Below are 20,544 nucleotides of genomic sequence, written 5' to 3' on the forward strand. Positions count from 1 at the left end.
CCAGCGCGACCACCTCGGCGTGCAGCTCGGCGGCCGGGACCTTAGACCAGTCCCGGGCCAGGTGCGCGTCGAGCGCGCGCAGCACGGCGGTCAGCTCCTCGCCCGGGGCGGCCGCTGCGCTGGCACCTCTTACCCTGTCGCTCATGTGTTCGATTAGATCATCCGGGTACGACACGAACCCCCTCACCGCAGGTCAGCGCGGTTGGGCTAGTCGACTCCGCTAACCGCCTCAGCCGGCTCGTCGCCTGGGACCGGGACTGCTTCTCCGCGGGCCGACCTGAACAAGTGGAAGTGCATGGACGCCATCAGTGCGAGCGGGAGCACTGCCGCGAGAGACCACTCCGACGAAGTGGAGATCGCGAACACGGCAGTGGCGATCAGGCCGTAGCCCGTGACCAGCGCAGACAGGACTGTGAGCGGCGATCGCTTCCACCGCCCCACACCTGGCCCGCGCAAGATCAGCCATCCGCCCATCAGCGCGGCGCCGTAAAGGGCGAGCAGACTGCACGTGAGCAGGATGTACTCCTGCGGTAGCTCGCGCGGCGTCGGCCCATTCCCGAGCGGCGAGGCAGCGGACCACGCGAGCCAGGACCCCCACAGTCCTAATAGAAGGGTGACCGCCACGCTGGCGGCCCAGTTCGCTGTTGAAGACCCACCCGTCTGACCGGCTGCCATGACGATTCCTTTCCTCGGCTGTCTAGAACGACGGGCGGGCGCGCTGACCGGTTCCATCCATTTCACGCCCTGCCGCGCGCGATGACTCCCCAGCGGGCGCCGGTCAGGTGCGAGGATCTCTGGTCGTGACCGCTCTCCGCCTCCACATTCAGTCAAACGCCCCGGCGCCGCGGGTCCGGTGGCAGGAATCTGCGCCGCTGCGGAACCGTTCGGCGCGGCGGGGCGTCGTACCGGGTGTGGGAAGAAGTAGAGCTGTGGGCGCCGCGCTGGTCGCTGTGGGCGTGGGGCTGTCCGGGTGCGCATCGGCAGGCGGTGAAGAAGAACCGACGGCGACGACGACGAGCTTCGCCTCGGCCGAGGAGTCGGGCAACCCGTGGGATCTGCCGATCGAGCAGAGGCCAGCCCTCTTCGACCCGTGTGCGGACATCCCTGCTGACGCTGTCGAACAGGCCGTAGGAGCCCCCATTCGACCAGAGGAACGTCTCACTAAGAGTGAACCGGGACAATTACAAGCATGCGGCTGGACTTCCGACGAGGTAGTTCTTGATCTAGTCGCGACTTGGAAGTCACATTCTGACTATCTCGCGGACCCCACAGGCGTCGTTGACGGCGATGGGCATCCCGTCGGTGGCCGAAATGCGCTGCGGCTAGTTGACCAAGAGAACGAGCCCAATACCTGTCGATACTTGTTCTTCACCGGACGAGGCACGGTCGCGCTGTCCGTCAGTCTGGCTACAACTTTCAAAACCTTCCGAGGGCATCGTTTCGCGGACGCATGCGACGTCCTGCAAGAAACCGCCACCACCTTAGTCGAGTTCTTACCACCTGGAGATTTCCGATGACGGTTAACTTGGGGCCAAGCGTCGCACAGGAATGTGTGAAGCTTTGTGATTCTTTTGTGAAAGCCCTGGAAATTTCCATGGCCGACGAGTGGCAAATGAGCCAGGTTCCCAGCCCCGGCGCTTTCGACACGGCGCGCCAGATCGGGACGGTCTATTCCCTCTTCGTCGGCGCGGATCTCCAGACTCTGATTGAGGGCTACATCAACCAGGCGCGGGCGATGTCGATGTTGTTCGCCGCTGCGGGAGGTCTGATCGAGGCGCAGGACGAGGCCGTCGCCGCCGCGCTGGGTAAGGCCGCCGAAGAGCCCGTCGGGTTGCAGAGCCTCGGGCTGATGGGATCGCTCGGGTCGACCACCGCGCTGCTCGACGCGGCCGATGGCACCACCACGCTCGGGGGCTACGGCCGCGTCGGCCCCGAGGACGTGTCAACCTCGCCGCTGGAGCGGATGGCCGAGGCCGCGCAAGCCCTGGAGCCCGAGCAGTTCGCGACCATCGCCGCGCGGATGACCCAGGCGGCGACCGTGCTCGACGACGCCGCGACCACCCTGCGGTCCGGACTCGGCAACATCCTCGGCCACGCCTGGCAGGGCGAGTTCGCCGGCCAGGCGACCTTCTCCACCCACCGACTGGCAGACTCCGCGGTGGCCCTCGCCGGCCAGCTCACTGCAGTCGCCGAGAAAGCCGACGGGGCACAGCGCGGGTTCGCCACCACCCGCCAGCGGATCGCGTCGGAGGCCGCCGACGTCGCCCTCGCCGAGAACCGCACCCCGGGATTCGGCCGGCTCGCGGGCCCGGTGGCGCCGTCGGTCAAGGCGGACGTCGAGGCCGCCCGGCACGCCGCCGAGGACCAGGCGCGGGCGATCGTCAACACCGAGTACAGCCCCGCGGTGATGGACGCCAACCTCGACGACCTGGACTTCACCGCGGCGTACCGGGTGGTATCGACCTCCGCACTGGGCGGTCCCGGCGGGATCGACATGGCGCGGATCTGGAACACCGAGGGCATCACGCGCCCGGCGCAGCCGGCCGCGCCCGACCCGGCCACGCTCGCGGCCTTCACTGGCGTCACCGGCGCAACCGCCGCCGAGGCGAGCGGTCCGACGGGCGGGGCCGCCGGTGGCGCGGGGGCGACGACGAGCCTGCCGAGCACGGCGCGCGATGCCGCCACCGACCAGGCGTTGCTGGCCGCCCGCTCGGGCGCCGCGGACGGCGGTGGGCCAGCCGCCGCCGTCGCCGGACAGCCCGGCGCGGGTCAGGCGGGCGTAGGCGGTGGGATCAACGCGGCCACGACCGCGGCGGCGGCGCCCATGGCCCCGCTCCCCGGCACGGCCGGCCAGCAGCCCGCCGGGGGCGCGGGGGCCGGTGGGATCCGGGGCCTGCGCGGCGGGACCACTGGTGAGAACCGGGGCCGTGATCGCGCGTTCGGCTCCACCGCCGGGCTGGTCGGCGGCGGTGGCGCCGCCGCCGCGGGTGCGGGGGCCTCGCGGATGGGCGGCGCCGGCACGCTGGCGGGATACGCAGCCGGCGGGCCAGCCGGACCCGGGACGGGCGGCCCGACCGCCAGCGCGCCCGGCACCGGTTCCGCCCCCGGAGGGACGGCGGGACCGGGCCCGGGGACGATGGGCTCGTCGTCGTCGACCAGTACGGCCACCGCGCCGCGAGCAGGGGCGATGCCGATGGGCGCGATGATGGGCGCGGCCGGGGCCGGACAGAATTCGGACCGTCGCGGCCACACCCCGGCCGGCTACCTGACCAACGCCACCAACACCACCGCCATCATCGGCGACCCCGTCAAGGTCGCACCCGCGGTGCTCGGGCGGACCGTCGAGGAACCGGCACAGGAGGGTGGCCAGGACGGCGCCGCGCCGTACCGCGGCCGCACCCTCGGCCGCGACTACACCGGCGGCGGCGCCAAAAACCCGTAGCGCAGGGACCGTAGCCGGGAGACCGACCCGGCTCAGCTCAGCACGCGCAACGTCGCCGGCGCCGGGAACGGCACCACGATCTCGCGGCCGACCTCCTCGATCGCGTCGGTGAGCGCGGTGGAGAGCACGATGCGGTCCTCGTAGACATGCGCGATGCGGACCACCGTCTCGCGGTCGCCCTCGTCGATGACATACCGGTCCATGAGGAACCGCAGGCCCACGCCCTCGAGGACCTGCTCGGCCTCGTGCCAGTCGTCGACCGGGTCCAGCGGCCGGCCCAACCTGTCGATCGGCACGCACAGCGGCTCGGCGACCGCCATGTCGATCCAGCCGACCACCTCGCCGTCGTCACGCCGGTGCGGCACCCACGACGCGGGTATCACAACGACCCCACCGGGCCCACCACCCCGGTCATGCGGTGACCACCGCCTCCATCACCAGGAACGCCACCACTGACACGACCGGGGTCGCCCCCATCGGCTCAGAACTTGCGGAACGTGTGCCCGAGCAGCTTCTTCCCGCCCTCGGCGAGCTTGCCGGCCTTCGCGGCGGTCGGCAGCAGCGACAGCGCGTTGAGCCGCGACGTGACGTGCAGCCGCGCCGCGCGCTCCGCACTCTTCCACCCGCGGGCGGCGAAGGCGTCGGCCTCGCCGCCGAAGAAGCGGGCCTCCTCGTCGAACCGGCGCCCGTCCAACGCGCGCACCGACGAGTCGGACGCGGAGTGACGCCGGTAGAGGAACGCCAGCGTCGGGTCGTAGATCATGTGGCCGCCGCCGGTGATGACGTCCACCAGCAGGGCGAGATCCTGCACCACGTCCAGGCCCTCGCGGAAGCCGATCCGCTTGACCCACTCGGAGTTCCACGCCAGGGACGGGAAGTAGGTCCAGTTGCCGTGCATGAGCGAGGTCATGAGCTTCTCGCCGTGCAGCACCGTCCGGCCCTGGGTCTTGGGCTGCGTGAACGCCTTGACCGAGTCGGACAGGCCGCGCACGGGCGCACCGTTCTCGTCGATCACGCTGACGCCGACCTCCATCACGGCGGCGTCGGGCACGGCGGCGAACCCGTCGGCCACCACCTGGAGGTAGTTGGGCAGCATGACGTCGTCGGCACCCATGATCACCACGATCGGCGCGGTGACCATCTCCACGCACTTGCGGTAGTTGCCGTTCGCGCCGAGGTTGACCTCGTTCTTCTCGTACGAGACCCGCTCGTCGCGCGCGGTGATCTCGCCCATGTAGCGGGCCGGCTCGGGATCCGGGTAGCCGTCGTCCACCACGACGAGGCGGAAATCCCGGTAGGTCTGGGCGAGGACACTGTCCACGGCCTTCTTGAAGTGGTCGACGTCCCCGTAGTACGGGAGCATCACGTCAATGGCCATCAGGGGAACCGCCGTCCTTCTCATCACCGGGTTGTCCGACTGATCGCATAGTATCGACCCGCGATGACGGGTGACAGAGTGCGGGACAGCGAGCCGGGAACGGCGGACGGACCGGCGGGCGGCCACGGCCCCGTCGGCAACCGCGATGTGTGGCTCATCGTGCCCTGTTTCAACGAGGGCACCGTGATCGAGGACGTACTGCGCAGTGCGCGCGAGACGTTCCCCAACATCGTCGCGGTGGACGACGGGTCGGGTGACGACTCGGCCTCGGCGATCCACCGCGCCGGCGCGCACCTGGTGCGGCATCCGGTGAACCTCGGCCAGGGTGCGGCCATCCAGACCGGCGTGGAGTACGCCCGCGCCCAGCCCGGCGCCCGCTACTTCGTCACCTTCGACGCCGACGGTCAGCACCAGGTCAAGGACGTCCAGGCGATGGTCGAGCGGCTGCGCAGCGAGCCGGTGGACATCATCGTGGGCACCCGCTTCGGTCGCCCGCGCGGTGAGGCCGACCAGGTGCCGCTCATCAAACGCCTGGTCCTGCGGACGGTGGTGCTGCTCAGCCCCCGCACCCGGCGGCTCGGCCTGACCGACGCCCACAACGGGCTGCGCGTGTTCAACCGCCGCGTCGCCGAGGACCTCAACCTGCGCATGAACGGCATGAGCCACGCCAGCGAGTTCGTGGAGCTCATGGACTCGCACGGCTGGCGGGTCGCCGAGCAGCCGGTGGACATCCTCTACACCGAATACTCCATGTCCAAGGGGCAGTCGCTGCTCAACGGCATCAACATCCTCTCCGACGGCTTCGTGGGACGGAGGCTGCCCCGATGATCAAGGTCCTGCTCCTGCTGGCCGGCGCCGCGCTGGTGCTGTTCTTCCTCGCCAACCGCCGGAAGGCGCGGGCCAAGGCGGGCGTGAAGATCGGGTTCGTCCTGTTCGTGGTGTTCATGGTGTACGCCGTGATCCGCCCCGACGACCTCACGGTGATCGCCAACGCCCTCGGCGTACAGCGCGGCACCGACCTGGTGTTGTACGCGCTGGTCATGGGCTTCGCGTTTGTCACCGTCTCCACCTACGTGCGGTTCCGCGAGCAGGAGCTGCGCTATTCGCGGCTGGCCCGGACGATCGCGCTGCAGAACGCCGTGCGCCCCGACGACCGGGTGGACGTCCGCGCGATGAAGCCGCCGGCCGACGACGACCCGATGCGGTCCTGACCCCGGACATGGACGACGCCGTGCGGCCCGAGACGGCGCGCGCCGAAGCCGTGCCGCGCGAGACCGCGCGGGCCGACGCCGTGCGGGGCGAGGCCGCGCGACTGCTCCGGCGCCTGGAGGGGGCGCGCGGCCACCTGGACCGCGCCCGTGACCGCCGCGGATCCGGGGCGGCGGAAGGGTCCGGGGTCGACGACGACGACGAGGTCCGCGCACTCCTGGGCCCCGCCGCGGCCCGGATCGCGCGACTGGCCGAGCTGACGGGCGCCCTGGCGGACGGGACGCTGACAGAGGACGCGGCCGGGACCGCGGCCCGCGCCGTGGCCGACTCCCAACCACACCGCCGGTCCCGATGACCGGGGCGCTTCCGGAGAACCCGCCACCGGCCCGGGTGGTCGCGCTGCTCGAGCTGGCCGCCGACCTGCTCGCGGCACGGGACGCCCTCGCCACCGCCCGCGACGCCCTCCTCTCCTCCCCCACCGACTCCCCCACCCTGGACGCTCTCGCGGACGCGGTCGACGGCGAGGCCCGCGGTCTCTCCGAACTCCTCGCCGGCGTCTACCGGCTGGTCGAGCTCGCCGAGGACACCTGGGACGACCTCGACGGCCCCGACCCCCTGCCCGAGCCCGACCGCGCCCGGCGGCGCGAGCGGTTGGGCCGGGCCCGGGCCCACGCGCTCGCCGACATGGCCAGGCTCTCGGGCTCGCCCCGCGCGGCGGCGCCGGACGCGCGCGCCGGGCCGGGCGCGGCCACCGTCGGCGGGCCCGCGGCGGGCGGCGGCATCGACACCGCCGCGACGGTGGCCGGGTGGGGGTCGGCCGAGCCCGAGGACGTCTACTCGCGGATCGAGCACCTGCCCGTCGCCGACAGGCGCCTGCTCACCCTCGCCGAGCCCGGGCCCGTCGGCGGGACCTACGGCGTGCCCTGGCAGATGCGGGCCCGCTCCAACTCCATAGCCGTCCGGGCCGCGCTCCACCGCGAGCAACTCGCCGGCACCCCGTGGTCTCCGCGCATCGGGCGACTGGAGACGATGACGCGACGAGAAGCTCGTCGTCGTCGCTCCTTCCCCGCCTTCTCCGCGCATCGCGGTGGCCGGATGATCGAGGTGGTCGGCGACCTCGGGCCGCGCACCGAGGCCGTGGCGGTCTACGTGCCCGGCACCGGCACCAACCTCGACATGTCCCACGTCAACACCGACGTCGCCGTGGACCTCGTCGCCGCCGCCGACGGCCGCCTGGCCGTGATCGCGTTCCTCGACGGCGAGTTCCCGCAGGACATCATGGCCGACGCCGGCAACCCGCGCTACGCCGAGACCATGGCCCCGCGGCTCGTCCGCTTCTGCCGCGAGGTCGACCGCGTCATCGAGATCGAGTGCCCCGGCGCCGCCCTGACCGTGGTCGGCCACTCCTACGGAGGCCGGATCGTCGGCACCGCCGAACGCCTCGGCCTGCGCGCCGACCGGGTCATCTACGCCGAATCACCCGACCTCGGCGTGGGCGTGTCCGGGCCGTCGGACTGGCGCGCCCCCGGACCCGTGCGCCGATACACCCTCACCGCGCCCGGCGACCCCGTCGAACTGCTGCAGGTCCGCTTCGGACTGCGGCGCAGGTGGTCCCACTCCGACCTCGGCGACGGCGGCGTACGCCTCGACACCGGCTACTTCGCCGACGGCACCCCGGTCTACGGCACGCGCGGCCACGGCGGCGTGTTCGACCGCGACTGCGGCGCGTTCCGCGCGATGCTCGCCGTGATGCTCGGCGGGCCCGTCCCCCTGTGGCGCGAACGGGAGATCCGCGCCCGCCACACCGCCGTCCGCCGGGGCGACGACGGCCGCATGCTGTCCGTCCTCCGCCGGCACGCCACGGGTCTCTGGCTACGCCGCGACGACGAACCCTACGGCGATCCCGAGGTCATCTGGGAAGCGCCCGAACGCCTCACGATCGTCCCGCCGCCGACGCGCGCGGCGGGGGAAGGTATTGGCGTTAGCGCTCGGGCTGTCTGATACTGGGGCCCATGGCTTCGCTCGGCACCCGGTTCACCCGACCGTCTCTCACCGCGATGGGGATGAGTGCCCTGGGGGTCGTCTCCGTGGGACTCATCGGCACCGGCCTCTGGTACGACTCCCACCGCAGCGCCGAGGCCGTCGAGCGGGCCCGCGCCCAGGTGGAGGCGTCCCAGTCCGGCGGCCCCAACGCCGAGCCCGTCGCGAGCACCACCTCCGAGACCACCACCGAGCCCACCTCGGAGGAGACCAGCGAGCCGCCCGCCGAGACGACCACGCCCGAGGAGACGACCGAGACCTCGGCCGCGCAGGCCCCCGCGACCACGGTGCCCACCGCGACCGCCGTCCAGCGGGCCGCCACCGTCCAGCCGGTCCGTCAGGTGCCGGTCGTCCCCGTCGCCCCCGCTCAGCCCGCGCCCGTCCGGGGCGCCGGCCAGGGCGCGGGGGCTGAGGCCGGCACCGGCACCGGCGGCGGCGCCCCGGGAGGCGACGCGGGAACAGGTGCCGAGACCGGCGACACCGGCCAGGGCACCGGCGGGGAGAACGGACCGGACGAGCAGGGCGGCCAGGGCGACCTCGAGGTCACGCGCCCGGACGGGGCGGGCCCGCTGCCGGGCTTCCCCGACCTGCTCCGCCCGTTCCTGCCCCGCCCGAACGTCCTGCCGCAGCCGGACACCGTGGGCGCCGCGGCGGTCGGCGCGACGACGACCACCGAGCGGGCCTCCGACGACTCGCACGACGCCGGTGCGAACGGCGCCGGTGCTAACGGCGATGCCCGCACCGGCGGGGCGGACACGCCCGCGGACGGCGAGTAGCTCCCCTCGGAGGGGCATTCCCGGGGCAGGCCCGCGCGCGGGAGCGAGCCGCGGGCGGCGTCAGCCGCGCGCGGCCGCGGGGCTGCGGACGCGCGCCGCGGGCGGCGTCAGTCGCGGAAGTAGTCGACCGTGCGGGCCACGCCCTCGCGGATCGTCACCTTGGGCACCCAGCCCAGCACCTCGGCCGCGCGCCCGGCATCGAGCGCCGAGCGGGCGACATCGCCCAGGCGGGCGGGCGCGTACTCGGGATCGTCGGGAGCGCCCGCGGCCTCCGCGACCAGGGTGTGCAGCCCCCGGTCGGTGGTCTCCACCCCGGTGCCGACGTTGAACCGCAGGCCGGCGGCGGCCGGGACCTCGGCGGCGCGGACGAAGGCGTCCACCACGTCGTCGACGAACACGTAGTCACGGGTGTTCCCGCCGTCGCCGAACACCCGGGTCGGCTGCCCGGCCAGCAGACGCTGCGAGAAGATCGCCACGACCCCGGCCTCACCGTGCGGGTCCTGCCGCGGCCCGTACACGTTCGCCGGCGCCACGCCCGCCCACTCGATGCCGTACAGCCGCGAGAACATCTCGAGGTAGATCTCCCCGGCGACCTTGCCGGCCGCGTACGGGCTCAGCGGATCCACCGGGCGGGTCTCCGCGACGGGCAGCTCGGTGACGGGACCGTAGATCGACCCGCCGGAGGAGGTGAAGACGATCCGGCGGACGCCGGCCTTGCGCGCGGCCTCCGCCAGGCGCACGGTGCCGACGACGTTGACCTCCGCGTCGTACACCGGATCCTCGACCGACAGTCGCACGTCGATCTGGGCGGCCAGGTGGAAGACGACCTCCGGGCGGGACCGCGTGACCACGTCCTCGACGGCCGGGTCGGTGAGATCCAGCTGGTGGAACTCGAAGCGGTCGCCGGACTCGCGCGCGGCGGCGAGGTTCTCCAGCCGCCCCCGCGACAGGTTGTCCACCACCGTCACGTCGTGGCCCTCACCGAGCAGCCTGTCCACCAGGGTCGAGCCGATGAAGCCGGCCCCGCCCGTCACCAGTGCACGCATACGATTCCCTCCCTCGTGCGGCGGGCCCTGGCCGCCGCCTCCCCCTGCCGGAGGACAGTGTTCACGATACGACCGCCGGTCCCGTCGCGCGCCCACTCGGGCCGACCCGGCAGCGGGCCCGCGGGATCACTCCGGCCCGTAGATCCCCGTGGCCCGGGTGAGCGGGGTCCGCCGCTCGGGCGGGAACGGGGAGTCCGCCAGGATCTGGGCCAACTCGGCGTCGGTGAACGCCGCCCGCACGGCGTGGATCCGCACCTGCGAATCCGCGTACACGGTGACCAGACCGGGCGTGGCGGCCAGCTCCAACAGATGGGTGTTGGGCTGCTGGAACCCCCAGTAGTTCGGCGGGCTGACGTACACGTAGGTCACGCCCAGCTCGGCCAGTGCCCGGTCGACCTGCGGGTCCACGCCCGCCCGGTCCATCCGCGAGAACAGGTAGGTCGTCAGCGGGGCGGTCGCGCCCGGCTGCAGGTAATGCCGCGCGGTGGAGGGCAGCCCATCGGTGGCATACATCCATCCCGACCCCTCGTCGGGGTTGGTGTAGATCAGCCCCGAATAGGCCTGCGGCTGCTCGGACAGCCACGAGAACGCGCGCAGGTCGTGCTGGTCGACCATGCGGCCCCAGCGCTGGCTGGTCCCGGCGGCGGAGGCGTACTCAGGGGAGGCCTGCACGACCCACGAGCCCACACCCACCAGCGCCGCCAGCGCCACGGCCACCCGCGCCGGTCCCACACCGTGGCCGTCGGGGTCGGTGACCGGGTCCATCAGCCGTCCCAGCCACCCCGCGAGCGTCTGCACGGTGGCGCCCACCCCCACGCCGACGGCGGCCGCCACCACCACGGCCAGCACCACCCCGATCCGGCGCGGGTCGTTGTAGTAGATGCTGCCGATCCCCCGGAGCACACCCCCGGTCCAGTTCCCGAACACGCTCATGGCGTTGACGCACACCACGAGGGTGCCGCCCCACAGCAGCAGCGGCCACACCACACCGCGACGCAGCATCACGAGCAGCCCCAGGATCGCCAGCGACAGCAACACCCACCGCACGCCCCAGTCCTCGACGTGCCGGACCTGCAGTGCCACGGCCTTGCCCCACACGGCGGCGCGGTCGGCATCGATCTCGAACTCGAACGCCGAGATGTCGTCGGCCTCCTCGGACACCGTCAGCACCTGCGGCAGCAGGGTCAGCACCCCCGCCAGCGCCACGCCCGCCAGCACCAGGAAGTCGCGCACCCGGCCGCGCACCGGCCTCCACAGCCCGTCGAAGAGCCACCAGAAGACCACGATCACGCCCGCCGTGACCATCGCCGAGGGGTGCACGCCGCCGATGCCGACCAGCCCCAACGCTGCCGCCGGGATGAGCCGCCGATCCGCCAGGGCCGCCACCACGACCGCCGCACCGAGGCCGGCCAACCCGTTGGCCACCGCCGACGGGGTCGCGGCCACCATCACCTCGACGAACGGCAGCCCCGGGAACAGCGGCGTGGCCATCGCCGCGACCGCCGCCGACGTCGCCGCGACCGGCCGGGAGAACCGCCGGTGCGTGATGAGCCACGCCAACGCCGCCACGCCCAGCGGGAAGACCAACGCGACGCTGCCGACCTGCACGAGGTTGTACGTCGCGACCGCCCCGATGCCGCGCAGGCCCATCACGAGCGCGGCGATCGCGTGCCACGTGCTCGGGTAGTACAGCGTCGCGCCGTTCTCCGGATACCGCAGCTCGCCGGCCTGATCCGGCGAGGCCAGCCCCACGTCGTGGATGAAGCGGATGTAGTTGGCGTGCCAGTGTGCGTCCCAGCCCTGGAAGATGTTCCCGGTGCCGCCGGCCGTCGCCGACAGCTCCGTGATGATCATCTGGCCGATCAGCCAGGCACTGACCAGCACCGCCGCCCCCGGCAGGAGCCACCACCGCGCGCGCCGCGCCCGCGTACCGCGCACCCGGCCACGCCGCCGCACGTCACCGGTTCCGCCCGCCGCGCTGTCGCCGGGCCCGTCCGCCGGCCGGGATCGGCGCGCTCGTCGTCGTCGTCCCACCCAGAGGATCCCGGTGATCGCCAACCCCACCACACCCACGACGGCGGCGGTGGCGGCCGTGGCCACCGCGTACGCGCCGAGCGACCACGGCACCCCGATCCGCCCGTACACGTACCCGGCGATCGCGGCGATACCGAACGAGACGGGGATCGACGTGGCCACCGACAGCCGCAGGGGCAGCTGGGCGGCGGCGCCGACGATCACGCCGGGCACCACCAGCAGGGCGAGGAGGGTCACCATGACCATCGCGATGTCGATGACCCGCCTCCGTCCCTAGCCCTGTGAGCGTCGCGCTCCGGCCCGCGGGCTCCGCGAGCGCCGCGCCGTCCGACCCGCCCATTATGGTCCACGGCGGCGACGATCCTCAGCGCGGCACGAGGACACCCACCGGACCGCTGCCCAGACACAGCCCCGGGAGCGTCCCCGACGGGGTGAGCGTCAGTCCGCTGCCGCCGCCGACGAGCCGCACGTACACCGTGTCCAGACCGGCCTCGACGGGGACGGTCGCGGGGGCGCCGTCGTCGAGCCGCACCGCGACGTGCCCGGCTGTCTCGGCGAACACGTGGAGCCGCACCACCCAGTCGCGCCCGAGCAGCGGCCCGTCCAGCTCGATCCGCGCGCCGTCCGCGCCGATCAGGTGCCCGCAGCCCGGCTCGGGGCCTTGCGGGATCGTGCGCCCCGGCACGACATCCGCGGGCCGGAGCGCGCCCGCCGCGTCGATCACCACCGGCTCACGCGTCCACGCCCCCACCTCCGGCACGCCGGGCACGCCCGTCAGCAGCCACGACAACCGGTGGGCGGGGGCGGTGACGGGCAGGAGGACCTCGGGCGGGACGTCCTTGTCCAGCAGCGGCTCGGACCGATCGCGCAGGGCGGCGAGCAGCGGCTGGAGGTAGTCGCGGGACGGCTGGTCGGCCCAGGCCTGCCGGTAGGTGACCGTGGAGGCGGCCGAGGAGGCGAGCAGCGCAGCGAGGGCGAGGGCACCGGCCGCCGGCCACCAGCGACGCGGCGGTGGGCCAGGGCGCCCCGCCGCCGCGGGTGTGGTCCCCGCGGGGATGGCCGCCGCGGGTGTGGCCGGTCCGTCTCCGCGTCGCGGCGCCGCCAGCGCGAGGGCGGCCGCCGACGCGAGGACGACCGGCACCTCGGCGTGATAGCGCAGCGTCTGCACGATCTCCGCCGCGGTGTCCGGGCCCGCGCGGCCGACCGCCACGAGAACCACCGACACCAGCGGGTACAGCGCCGCGCCCGCCCAGATCGCGGCGGTGCGTCGCCGGGTGGCCAGGGACCACGCCAGGACCGCCGCGCACGCGAGGACGCCCGCGATAACCGCGGCGAGGGGCGGGTCGGCCATCGGCGGGCCGGGGTGCCAGCGGTCCCACCGCCACGGCCCTCCGCCGAGCGTCGGCACGACGGCCAGCCGGTAGGCGTGGTCGGCCAGCGCCGCGAACCGCAATGGTGCGCCACCGCCTCCCGCCGCGCCGGTCGTCGCGCCTGTTGCGTCACCCGCCGCGCCTGTCGTCGCGCCTGTCGGGTCCGGTTCGAGCGTGCCCCCGCCGAGACGGCCGACGACGACGAGGAACACCACCGCCCACATCGCCACGATCGCGGCCTGCGCGGACCAGGCGACGCGGGTCCGCCCCCACAGTATGAGCAGGTCGGCGCGCGTTCCGCTCGTCGTCCACCACCCGCCCAGCACCACGAGGGCCGCGACCACCGGAACGAGGAGTGCCTTCTCCACGAACAGCAGCCCCGACGCGGTGGCCACCGCCGCGCCCACCGCGTGCCGCGTCCTGCCCGTGCGCCCGAGGAGGACCATCGATGCGACGCCCCATGCCATCGCGGCGGTGAGCGGGAGCGCGTTGAGCGCCGCCGCCCACCACGTGGCGGCGGGCAGGCCCAGCGGGATCGCCAGCGCCGCCGCCAGCGGGACGAGCAGGACCGCCCGCCCGGACAACAGCACCCACAGCATGCGGGCCAGCGCCGCGCCGGAGACCAGCTGGAGCAGGGCGATCTGCACCAGCGGTATCCGGAAGTCCAGCGGCGCGAGGTGGGCGGCCAGCCAGACCATCGCCATCCCGCCGGGCATGAGGTGACCGTCGTGATCGGTGAACAGCAGGCCCGGATCCGGCCAGGAGTGCCGGGCGGCCAGGCCGTGGAGGATGAGGTCGTCCCAGTAGAACCAGCCCGCCGCCGCGACCCACAGCCGCACCCCGGTGGCCGCCCCCACCACGAACGCGCAGGCCAGGAGCAGTCGGCGGCGGCCGAGCGCAGGGCGGGAGGGCGCGGGCGCAGACCCGGTGCGCGGATCGGCCTCGGCGGGCTGAGCCGGCTCGGCATGCGGAGCCGACGCGGTGGGGGCGGGTCTGCGGTCAGGGGTGGGCGGCATCGGGCGCAAGGCTAGCCGGATCCCGGGCCCCGGTGCCCTCGATGTCCGCGCGCGCCGCTGCTCACAGCGACTCGGCCGCCGGCCGGGTGTGTGCCCGGCGGGTGTGCGCCGGCCGAGCGGATATGCGCCGGCCGAGCGGATATGCGCCGGCCGAGCGGATATGCGCCGGCCGGAGATGCCCGCATCTGTCGTCTCGTTCACAGCCGCGCGCGGCCATGGCGTCTCGCGCGCCCCCCTGCGCAGGCCAGACGCCATCGACAGGAGCGACGATCAATTTTGCGCACATCCCCAGGGGCGAGACGCCAGGCCCGAGAGCGAGACGCCAGGTGCAGGAGCGGTTGTGGGCCGGCCGGGCGCATTGCCCGAGCGCCGACAGGAGCAAGGCGCCAGGCCCGAGAGCGAGACGCCAACTCTGGGAGCGGCTAGGGGCCCGACGCGCCCGCATCTGCCGCCTCGTTCACAGCCGCGCGCGGCCATGGCGTCTCGCGCGCCCCCCTGCGCAGGCCAGACGCCATGGACAGGAGCGACGACGAAATCCGCGAACATCCCCAGGGGCGAGGCGCCAAGCCCGAGAGCGAGACGCCAACGCCGGGAGCGCCTGCGAGCCCGGCGCCCGCCGAACCTGTGCACTCGCGGATCCGGACGGGCGCGGGCTGGCTCGATGCAGATGCGGGTTGGCTCGATGCTGGCGCGGGCTGGATCGGATGCAGATGCGCGCAGGCTCGGGCGAGGGTGCACGCGCTCCCGCTCATGCGCGGCCGCGACTGCCGATGCCCTGCCGCGGGCGGGGATGTCCGAGGCCGTCGCTAGGGTGCCCCGCATGAGTTCCGGAACCCCTCGTGCAATCGGTGCTGTTGTCCTCGGTGTGGCCATGCTGGCGGGGATCGGATGGTGCGCCGAGACCGGGGACGGCGCTCCCGGCACGATCGGCACTCCCCCGAGTTCGCAGGTCGATCCGGGTGGAGCCGTCTCGTCGTCGTCGTCGATCCCCCCCGCGGCCCCGGCGCCGGACCCGGGCAGCCCGATCGCACCCGCGCCCCCGGCCGTCCCGCCGGCGGATCCGTCGGGCGACCCGCTGGTCAGCGCCGCGAAGGTGGCGTTGCCGCAGCTCGAGGTGAAGGGCCGCGCGCCCCGGACGGGTTACGACCGCGACCTGTTCGGGCAGGCCTGGACCGACGACGTGTCCGTCGAGTTCGGCCACAACGGCTGCGACACCCGCAACGACATCCTCAAGAGAGACCTGACCGACCTCACCTTCCGGCCGGGTACCCGCGACTGCGTGGTGCTGACCGGCGTCCTCGAGGGCCCCTACACCGGCGAACGCATCGAGTTCACGCGCGGGCAGGACACGTCGTCGGCAGTGCAGATCGACCACGTCGTGGCGCTGTCGGACGCGTGGCAGAAGGGCGCCCAGCAGCTCACCGAACAGCAGCGGCGCGACCTCGCCAACGACCCCCTCAACCTCATGGCGGTGGCGGGGTGGGCCAATCAGCAGAAGGGCGACGGCGACACCGCCACCTGGCTACCGCCCCGTCGCGAGTTCCGCTGCTCGTACGTGTCGCGGCAGGTGCTGGTCAAGGAGCGCTACGGGCTGTGGGTGACGACCGCCGAGCGCGACGCGATGGACCGGATCCTGGCCGACTGCTGAGTGGCCGCGCGGCGGGCCGACTGCGGAGCGGGCGGGCGGCGGGCCGACTGACCCGCCGCCCGCCGGCCGCTCAGAAGTCGAAGAAGCCGCCGCCGTCGCCGCCGAAGAGCCCGCCGTCGAAGAACCCGCCGCCGCCGTCTCCCCCGCCGCCGTCGCCCCCGAAGAGCCCGCCGTCGAAGAAGCCGCCGCCGTCACCGCCGGCGTCGCCGCCCTCGCCACCGTCGCCGCCGAACAGCCCGCCGTCGAAGAAGCCCTCGCCGTCGCCGCCGTCACCGCCGCCCATGTCACCGACGTCGGCGCCGCCCTCGCCGACCCCGGCCGCGAAGTCCTCACCGGAGTAGCCGACGCCCGCCATGCCGGCGAACATCATGTTGAACATCATCATCGAGCCCATCATCCACACGCCCGTGGCCAGCGCGGACGCCCACCAGGGCTCCGAGTACCAGCCCGCGGGCACGGGACGCCCGGCCACGACACCACCCGGGTAGTAGTGCGGGGTCTCGTCGCTCGGGTCGGTGGCGGCCTTCATCGTGCGACCCTCGACCTCGACCTCGCGGTCCTCGGTCACCCGGCCCGCGCGATCCTGACCCGGGGTCGGCGGCAGCTCCGGGCCGGGGTCGAGGCCCATCGCCGAGCGGGCGGCCCGCACGTAGTACAACCCCTCCAGCGCGGTGTCCTTGGCCAGCTGGGCCTGCACGGGCGTGCGCGCCTTCTCCAGCTCGGCCACAGCGGCCGTGTAGCGCTCCGAGGCGTCGGCCATCGCCTGCTTGGACGCCTCGTCGGTGCCGTCGAGATTGAAGACCTGACCACCCAGCCGCTCGATCCAGCGGGACGCCTCGGCACGGTAGTCCTCGAGATGGCGGTTGTGGTGCGCCTCCAGCTGCGTCTGGCCCTTGTTCTGGCTGCGGGAGATCACAGCGACGGCCACCGCGATCACTGCGGCGATGAGGAGGAATTCCACGACACGACCTTTCTCGGTACTGGTTACGAGGGTACCGAGATCGCGGGGCCGGGCGCGCCGTCCGCGGGGGTCAGGGGCGAGCTCAGGGGCGGCCGTCCGGACTGCTCACCACGCCCGCGTCACGCAGGCGGGCCACCTCGACCGGATCGATCCCGAACCCGGTGAGCACCTCGTCGGTGTCCGCGCCGCGGGGGCGCGGGCCGAAGCGGACCGATCCGGGCGTGGCGGACATCTTGACCGGGATCCCGACGCTCCGGTACCCGTCGCGCTCGACCACCATCTCGCGGTGCAGCACCTGTGGCATCGCGAGCGCCTCGCCGACATGGTTCACCGCGCCGGAGGGCACGCCCGCGGCCCGGAGCCGTCCGGCGAGATCGTCACGGCTGATCGCGCCGACGAGGTCGCCGAGGATCACCCGGAGCTCCTCCGCGTGCGCGAGCCGGTCGGCGTTGGTGTGGAATCGAGGATCCTCGACCAGACCAGAGGCGCCCAGCGCGGCGACGAGGGAGCGGAACTGCCGGTCGTTGCCGGCCCCGATGAAGAACGGCCCGTCCACGCACTCGAAGGTCTCGTAGGGGCAGATCGTCGGGTGGGCGACCCCGGTCCTGACCGGCTGCTCGCCGCTCGCGAACCACTTCCCGGCGTGCGGGTGCAGGATCGACACGGCGTTGTCGAGCAGGGCGAGATCGATCAACTGCCCGCGCCCGGTGGACTCGCGGGCGTGCAGCGCCAGCAGGATCCCGTTCATCGCGTTGAGACTGGTGACGATGTCGACCAGCGGGATGCCGATCCGCATCGCCGGGCCGTCGGGTTCACCATTGATGCTCATCAGCCCGGACAGCGCCTGAAGGACCGCGTCGTACCCCGGCGCGCCGCCGAGCGGACCGTCGACGCCGTACCCGGTGATGCGGCAGTGGATCAGTCGCGGGAACCGCTCGGCGATCACCTCGTCCGCCAGCCCCCAGCGCTCCAGGGTCCCGGCCTTGAAGTTCTCGATCACCACGTCCGCGTCCTCGAGCATCCGCCGCAGCAGGGCCTGCCCGTCCTCGGTGCGCAGGTCGATGCTCACATTGCGCTTGTTGCGGTTGAGCCCGTCGAAGTAGGCACTGTGGTCGGCCCGCACGAACGGCGGCCCCCACCCGCGGGTCTCGTCCCCGTCCGGCGGCTCGACCTTGACGACGTCGGCGCCGTGGTCGGCGAGCATCTGCCCGCACAGGGGTCCGGCGAGGACGCGGGACAGATCCACCACCCTGATGTCGGTGAGCGCGCCGGTGCGCGGCATGTCGGTCATCGTTCAGGCTCCCGTCACGCGGTCGAGCCACGCGGCGGCGGCTCCCCCGACCGTGGCGCCCTCGACGATCAGGGGCCACGCGCCGTCCATGCCGCCGGCGACCGCGACGTCCGCGAGCAGCGAGTCCCAGAACTCGGCCGAGCCGAACTCGCCGCGCCACTGCAGGGCGGGCAGGGTCAGGCGGTGCAGCGTGTGTTCGTGGGTCGTGCCGATCGCGCCGTGGACCTGGTGGGCGTTGCGGACCGCGACCGCCAGGGCCTGCGAGACGACGCTTCGCGCCACCGCGACCCGGAAACCGGACAGCGGCCCTGCGAGGTCGGTGGCGAGGGCGTCGGCGACGGCCTGGTCGACCGCCGCCCGGGCGAGGACCGTCTCCGCGGCGATGTCGACGACGAGGTTCTGCACCGACTGGAACTTCGCCAGTGCGCGGCCGAACTGAGTCCGCTCGGTGGTGTGCGCGACGGCCGAGTCGAGCATCCCCTCCGCGGCGCCCACACACTGCACCGCCCGCGCCAGCGCTCCCCGCAGAACGGCGGCCTCGACCGGGCCCGGCTCGACGGCGGTCCACTCCGCGTCCTCCGGCGGGGTCACGTCCCCCAGCGGGACCGCGGACACCCCGCGAACGGTCGTGACACCGGTTCGGTCGGTCGGCACCTCGGCGACCTCGTATCCGCCGGCCGCGCGGTCGCCCACCTCGTCGTCGTCCCCTCCCGCCCGGCGTACGAACAGGACGGTGTCGGTCGCGCCCGCCCAGGCCACGCGCCGCGCGTGGCCGTCGGGGCCGAGCACCGCGAGGGTCGCCGTCCCCGTCGCGGTGTCGTCGAGCCCGACGTCCCGGCGGAGGGGGCCGACGACGAGGTCGGTCTCGGCGTAGGGGACGGCGACCCCCGTGGACGCCGACAGGCGGAGCAGGGCAGCCGCTTCCGCCCAGCCGGCGCCGCTACCGCCGGTCGCCTCCGGGGCGGTGAGCCGGGCCAGCCCGACCTCGGCCAAGGTGCCCCACGCGGCCCCGGGAACGGGCTCGACGTCCGGTCCGGCGTGCCCCGACAGGACATCGCGCATCATCGCGAGCAGGTCGGCGTCGACGGCGAGGTCGGCGGTCGCGGCCTGCGCGTCGGTGGTGGAGTGGCTCATCTCATCCCCAGTCCCCGCGCGATGACGCCGCGCAGAATCTCGTTGGTCCCGCCACGCAGCGTGAAGCCGGGGCGCTGATGGAGTCCGGCGCGCACCAGGTCGGCCAGCTCGGCCGCCGCCCGGTCGTCCGTACCCGCCCGGAACTCGTCGCCGAGGCGGGCGGACACCGCGTCGACGAGGTCCCCCTCCGTGGTGGTGCCGAGCAGCTTGACCAGCGCGGCGGCGGTGTCGGCCGGTTCACCTCGCTGCAGCGCGCCTGCGATGTTCTGGCTCAGCGCGTGCAGTCCGGACATCCGCGCCACCGACCGGCCCAGGTCCGCGCGCGCGGGCAGGGCGCCCTCGGCGACCGCACCGATCTCCGCGGCGAACACCCGGAAGGAGGACAGGAACCGCTCGGGGCCGCTGCGCTCGAACGCCAGCTCGGAATTGACCTGCTCCCAGCCGTTGCCGAGGGTGCCGAACACCATGGCGTCGGGAACGAACACCTCGTCGAGGATCACCTCGTTGAAGTGGTGGTCACCGGACAGCGAGACGATCGGCCGGATCGTCACACCCTCGCTGCGCAGGTCGACGATGAACTGGCTCAGGCCCGCGTGTCGGTCGGACGTGTCCAACGGCTCGGTCCTGCACAGGGCGAAGAACGCCTCGGCGTGCTGGGCGCCGGAGGTCCACACCTTGGTCCCGGTGACAGACCACCCGCCGTCGACCCTGACCCCCTTCGTCCGGACGCTCGCGAGGTCGGACCCGGAATCGGGCTCGCTCATCCCGATGCCGAAGCAGCACTCCCCCGCCGCGATCCGGGGCAGGTACTCGCGCTTCTGCTCCTCTGTCCCGTAACGCAGCAGCGACGGCGCGATCTGGCGGTCCGCGACCCATTGCGCGGCGACCGGCGCGCCCACGGAGAGCAACTCCTCGGTCACCACGAACCGCTCGAGGAACGTGCGGCCGCGCCCGCCGTACTCGGTGGGGATCGTCATCCCGACCCAGCCGCGCTCGGCCAGCCGGCGGGTGAAGGCCTCGTCCCACCTGGTCAGCCACGTGTCGATCCACGGGGTCAGACGCCCCGAGGCGATCTCGTCGGCGAGGAAGGCGCGGACCTCCGCCCGCAAGGCGGTCATCTCCTCCGACGCCAGGGTCGTGGGTGGGGCGAGCGCGGACCTCATCGGAACTCCTCGGGAACTCGAGACGCCAGGCGGACG

Annotated in this window: 17 protein-coding genes; 8 read left to right on the forward strand and 9 right to left on the reverse strand. The window is 73.4% G+C overall.

All coding sequences use genetic code 11. The annotated features are described in order from the left end of the window. The first annotated feature begins 956 nt into the window (after positions 1-956). Positions 957-1,517 (forward strand): DUF3558 family protein, encoded by a 561-nt coding sequence (locus RWK90_RS17375; protein WP_396230319.1) that lies wholly within the window; start codon positions 957-959, stop codon positions 1,515-1,517. Positions 1,518-1,612: 95 nt separating this feature from the next. Then, positions 1,613-3,442: a hypothetical protein gene (locus RWK90_RS09355; RefSeq protein WP_314037131.1), complete on the forward strand. Its 1,830-nt coding sequence runs from the start codon at positions 1,613-1,615 to the stop codon at positions 3,440-3,442. Positions 3,443-3,474: 32 nt separating this feature from the next. Here RWK90_RS09355 and RWK90_RS09360 read toward each other — a convergent pair whose 3' ends face one another. After that, complete coding sequence (locus tag RWK90_RS09360) at positions 3,475-3,807, reverse strand: hypothetical protein (RefSeq protein ID WP_314037133.1); 333 nt, start codon at positions 3,805-3,807, stop codon at positions 3,475-3,477. A 116-nt stretch (positions 3,808-3,923) separates the two neighbouring features. Then, positions 3,924-4,820, reverse strand: a complete 897-nt coding sequence (locus tag RWK90_RS09365; RefSeq protein WP_061227500.1) for a glycosyltransferase family 2 protein — start codon at positions 4,818-4,820, stop codon at positions 3,924-3,926. Positions 4,821-4,883: 63 nt separating this feature from the next. Between RWK90_RS09365 and RWK90_RS09370 the strand changes: the two genes are divergently transcribed. Genes RWK90_RS09370 through RWK90_RS09390 form a run of 5 tightly spaced genes read left to right on the forward strand, consistent with a single transcriptional unit; the run spans position 4,884 to position 8,845 of the window. After that, positions 4,884-5,648 carry a glycosyltransferase family 2 protein gene (locus RWK90_RS09370; protein ID WP_314037136.1) on the forward strand — a complete coding sequence of 255 codons (765 nt, stop codon included), beginning with the start codon at positions 4,884-4,886 and terminating at the stop codon, positions 5,646-5,648. Further along, positions 5,645-6,031, forward strand: a complete 387-nt coding sequence (locus tag RWK90_RS09375) for a DUF2304 domain-containing protein (protein ID WP_314037138.1) — start codon at positions 5,645-5,647, stop codon at positions 6,029-6,031. The genes RWK90_RS09370 and RWK90_RS09375 overlap by 4 nt, the downstream gene beginning before the upstream one ends. An 8-nt stretch (positions 6,032-6,039) precedes the next feature. Next, positions 6,040-6,384: a hypothetical protein gene (locus RWK90_RS09380; RefSeq protein WP_314037140.1), complete on the forward strand. Its 345-nt coding sequence runs from the start codon at positions 6,040-6,042 to the stop codon at positions 6,382-6,384. Further along, complete coding sequence (locus tag RWK90_RS09385) at positions 6,381-8,030, forward strand: alpha/beta hydrolase (protein WP_314037142.1); 1,650 nt, start codon at positions 6,381-6,383, stop codon at positions 8,028-8,030. Before RWK90_RS09380 ends, RWK90_RS09385 begins: the two co-directional genes overlap by 4 nt. Before the next feature lie 11 nt (positions 8,031-8,041). Next, a complete protein-coding gene (locus tag RWK90_RS09390; RefSeq protein ID WP_314037144.1) occupies positions 8,042-8,845 on the forward strand; it encodes a hypothetical protein in 804 nt (267 codons plus the stop codon). Between the two features lie 107 nt (positions 8,846-8,952). Here RWK90_RS09390 and RWK90_RS09395 read toward each other — a convergent pair whose 3' ends face one another. The 3 genes from RWK90_RS09395 to RWK90_RS09405 all read right to left on the reverse strand — a co-directional run bounded on the left by RWK90_RS09395 (position 8,953) and on the right by RWK90_RS09405 (position 14,311). After that, entirely contained in the window at positions 8,953-9,891 is a 939-nt protein-coding gene (locus RWK90_RS09395) for an SDR family NAD(P)-dependent oxidoreductase (protein ID WP_314037146.1), read from the reverse strand. A gap of 126 nt (positions 9,892-10,017) precedes the next feature. After that, the gene (locus RWK90_RS09400) at positions 10,018-12,171 is read right to left on the reverse strand and encodes a DUF6541 family protein (protein ID WP_314037148.1); all 2,154 of its coding nucleotides are present in this window, start codon (positions 12,169-12,171) and stop codon (positions 10,018-10,020) included. Positions 12,172-12,289: 118 nt separating this feature from the next. Then, on the reverse strand, positions 12,290-14,311 hold the full coding sequence (locus RWK90_RS09405) for a hypothetical protein (protein ID WP_314037151.1): 2,022 nt from the start codon (positions 14,309-14,311) through the stop codon (positions 12,290-12,292). Positions 14,312-15,131: 820 nt separating this feature from the next. Here RWK90_RS09405 and RWK90_RS09410 point away from each other — a divergent pair. Further along, entirely contained in the window at positions 15,132-15,959 is an 828-nt protein-coding gene (locus tag RWK90_RS09410; RefSeq protein WP_314037152.1) for an HNH endonuclease family protein, read from the forward strand. A 70-nt stretch (positions 15,960-16,029) separates the two neighbouring features. Here RWK90_RS09410 and RWK90_RS09415 read toward each other — a convergent pair whose 3' ends face one another. The 4 genes from RWK90_RS09415 to RWK90_RS09430 form a co-directional block, all read right to left on the reverse strand. Then, the gene (locus tag RWK90_RS09415) at positions 16,030-16,920 is read right to left on the reverse strand and encodes a DUF1542 domain-containing protein (protein ID WP_314037154.1); all 891 of its coding nucleotides are present in this window, start codon (positions 16,918-16,920) and stop codon (positions 16,030-16,032) included. Between the two features lie 82 nt (positions 16,921-17,002). Next, positions 17,003-18,211, reverse strand: coding sequence for a CaiB/BaiF CoA-transferase family protein (locus RWK90_RS09420; RefSeq protein WP_314037156.1), 1,209 nt, complete (start codon positions 18,209-18,211; stop codon positions 17,003-17,005). 3 nt (positions 18,212-18,214) lie between these two features. Continuing rightward, positions 18,215-19,345, reverse strand: coding sequence for an acyl-CoA dehydrogenase family protein (locus RWK90_RS09425; RefSeq protein ID WP_314037158.1), 1,131 nt, complete (start codon positions 19,343-19,345; stop codon positions 18,215-18,217). Beyond that, positions 19,342-20,508, reverse strand: a complete 1,167-nt coding sequence (locus tag RWK90_RS09430; RefSeq protein WP_314037160.1) for an acyl-CoA dehydrogenase family protein — start codon at positions 20,506-20,508, stop codon at positions 19,342-19,344. The genes RWK90_RS09425 and RWK90_RS09430 overlap by 4 nt, the downstream gene beginning before the upstream one ends. Between the last annotated feature and the right edge of the window lie 36 nt (positions 20,509-20,544).

The sequence above is a fragment of the Dietzia sp. CH92 genome (genome assembly GCF_032248695.1).
Classification (GTDB): domain Bacteria; phylum Actinomycetota; class Actinomycetes; order Mycobacteriales; family Mycobacteriaceae; genus Dietzia.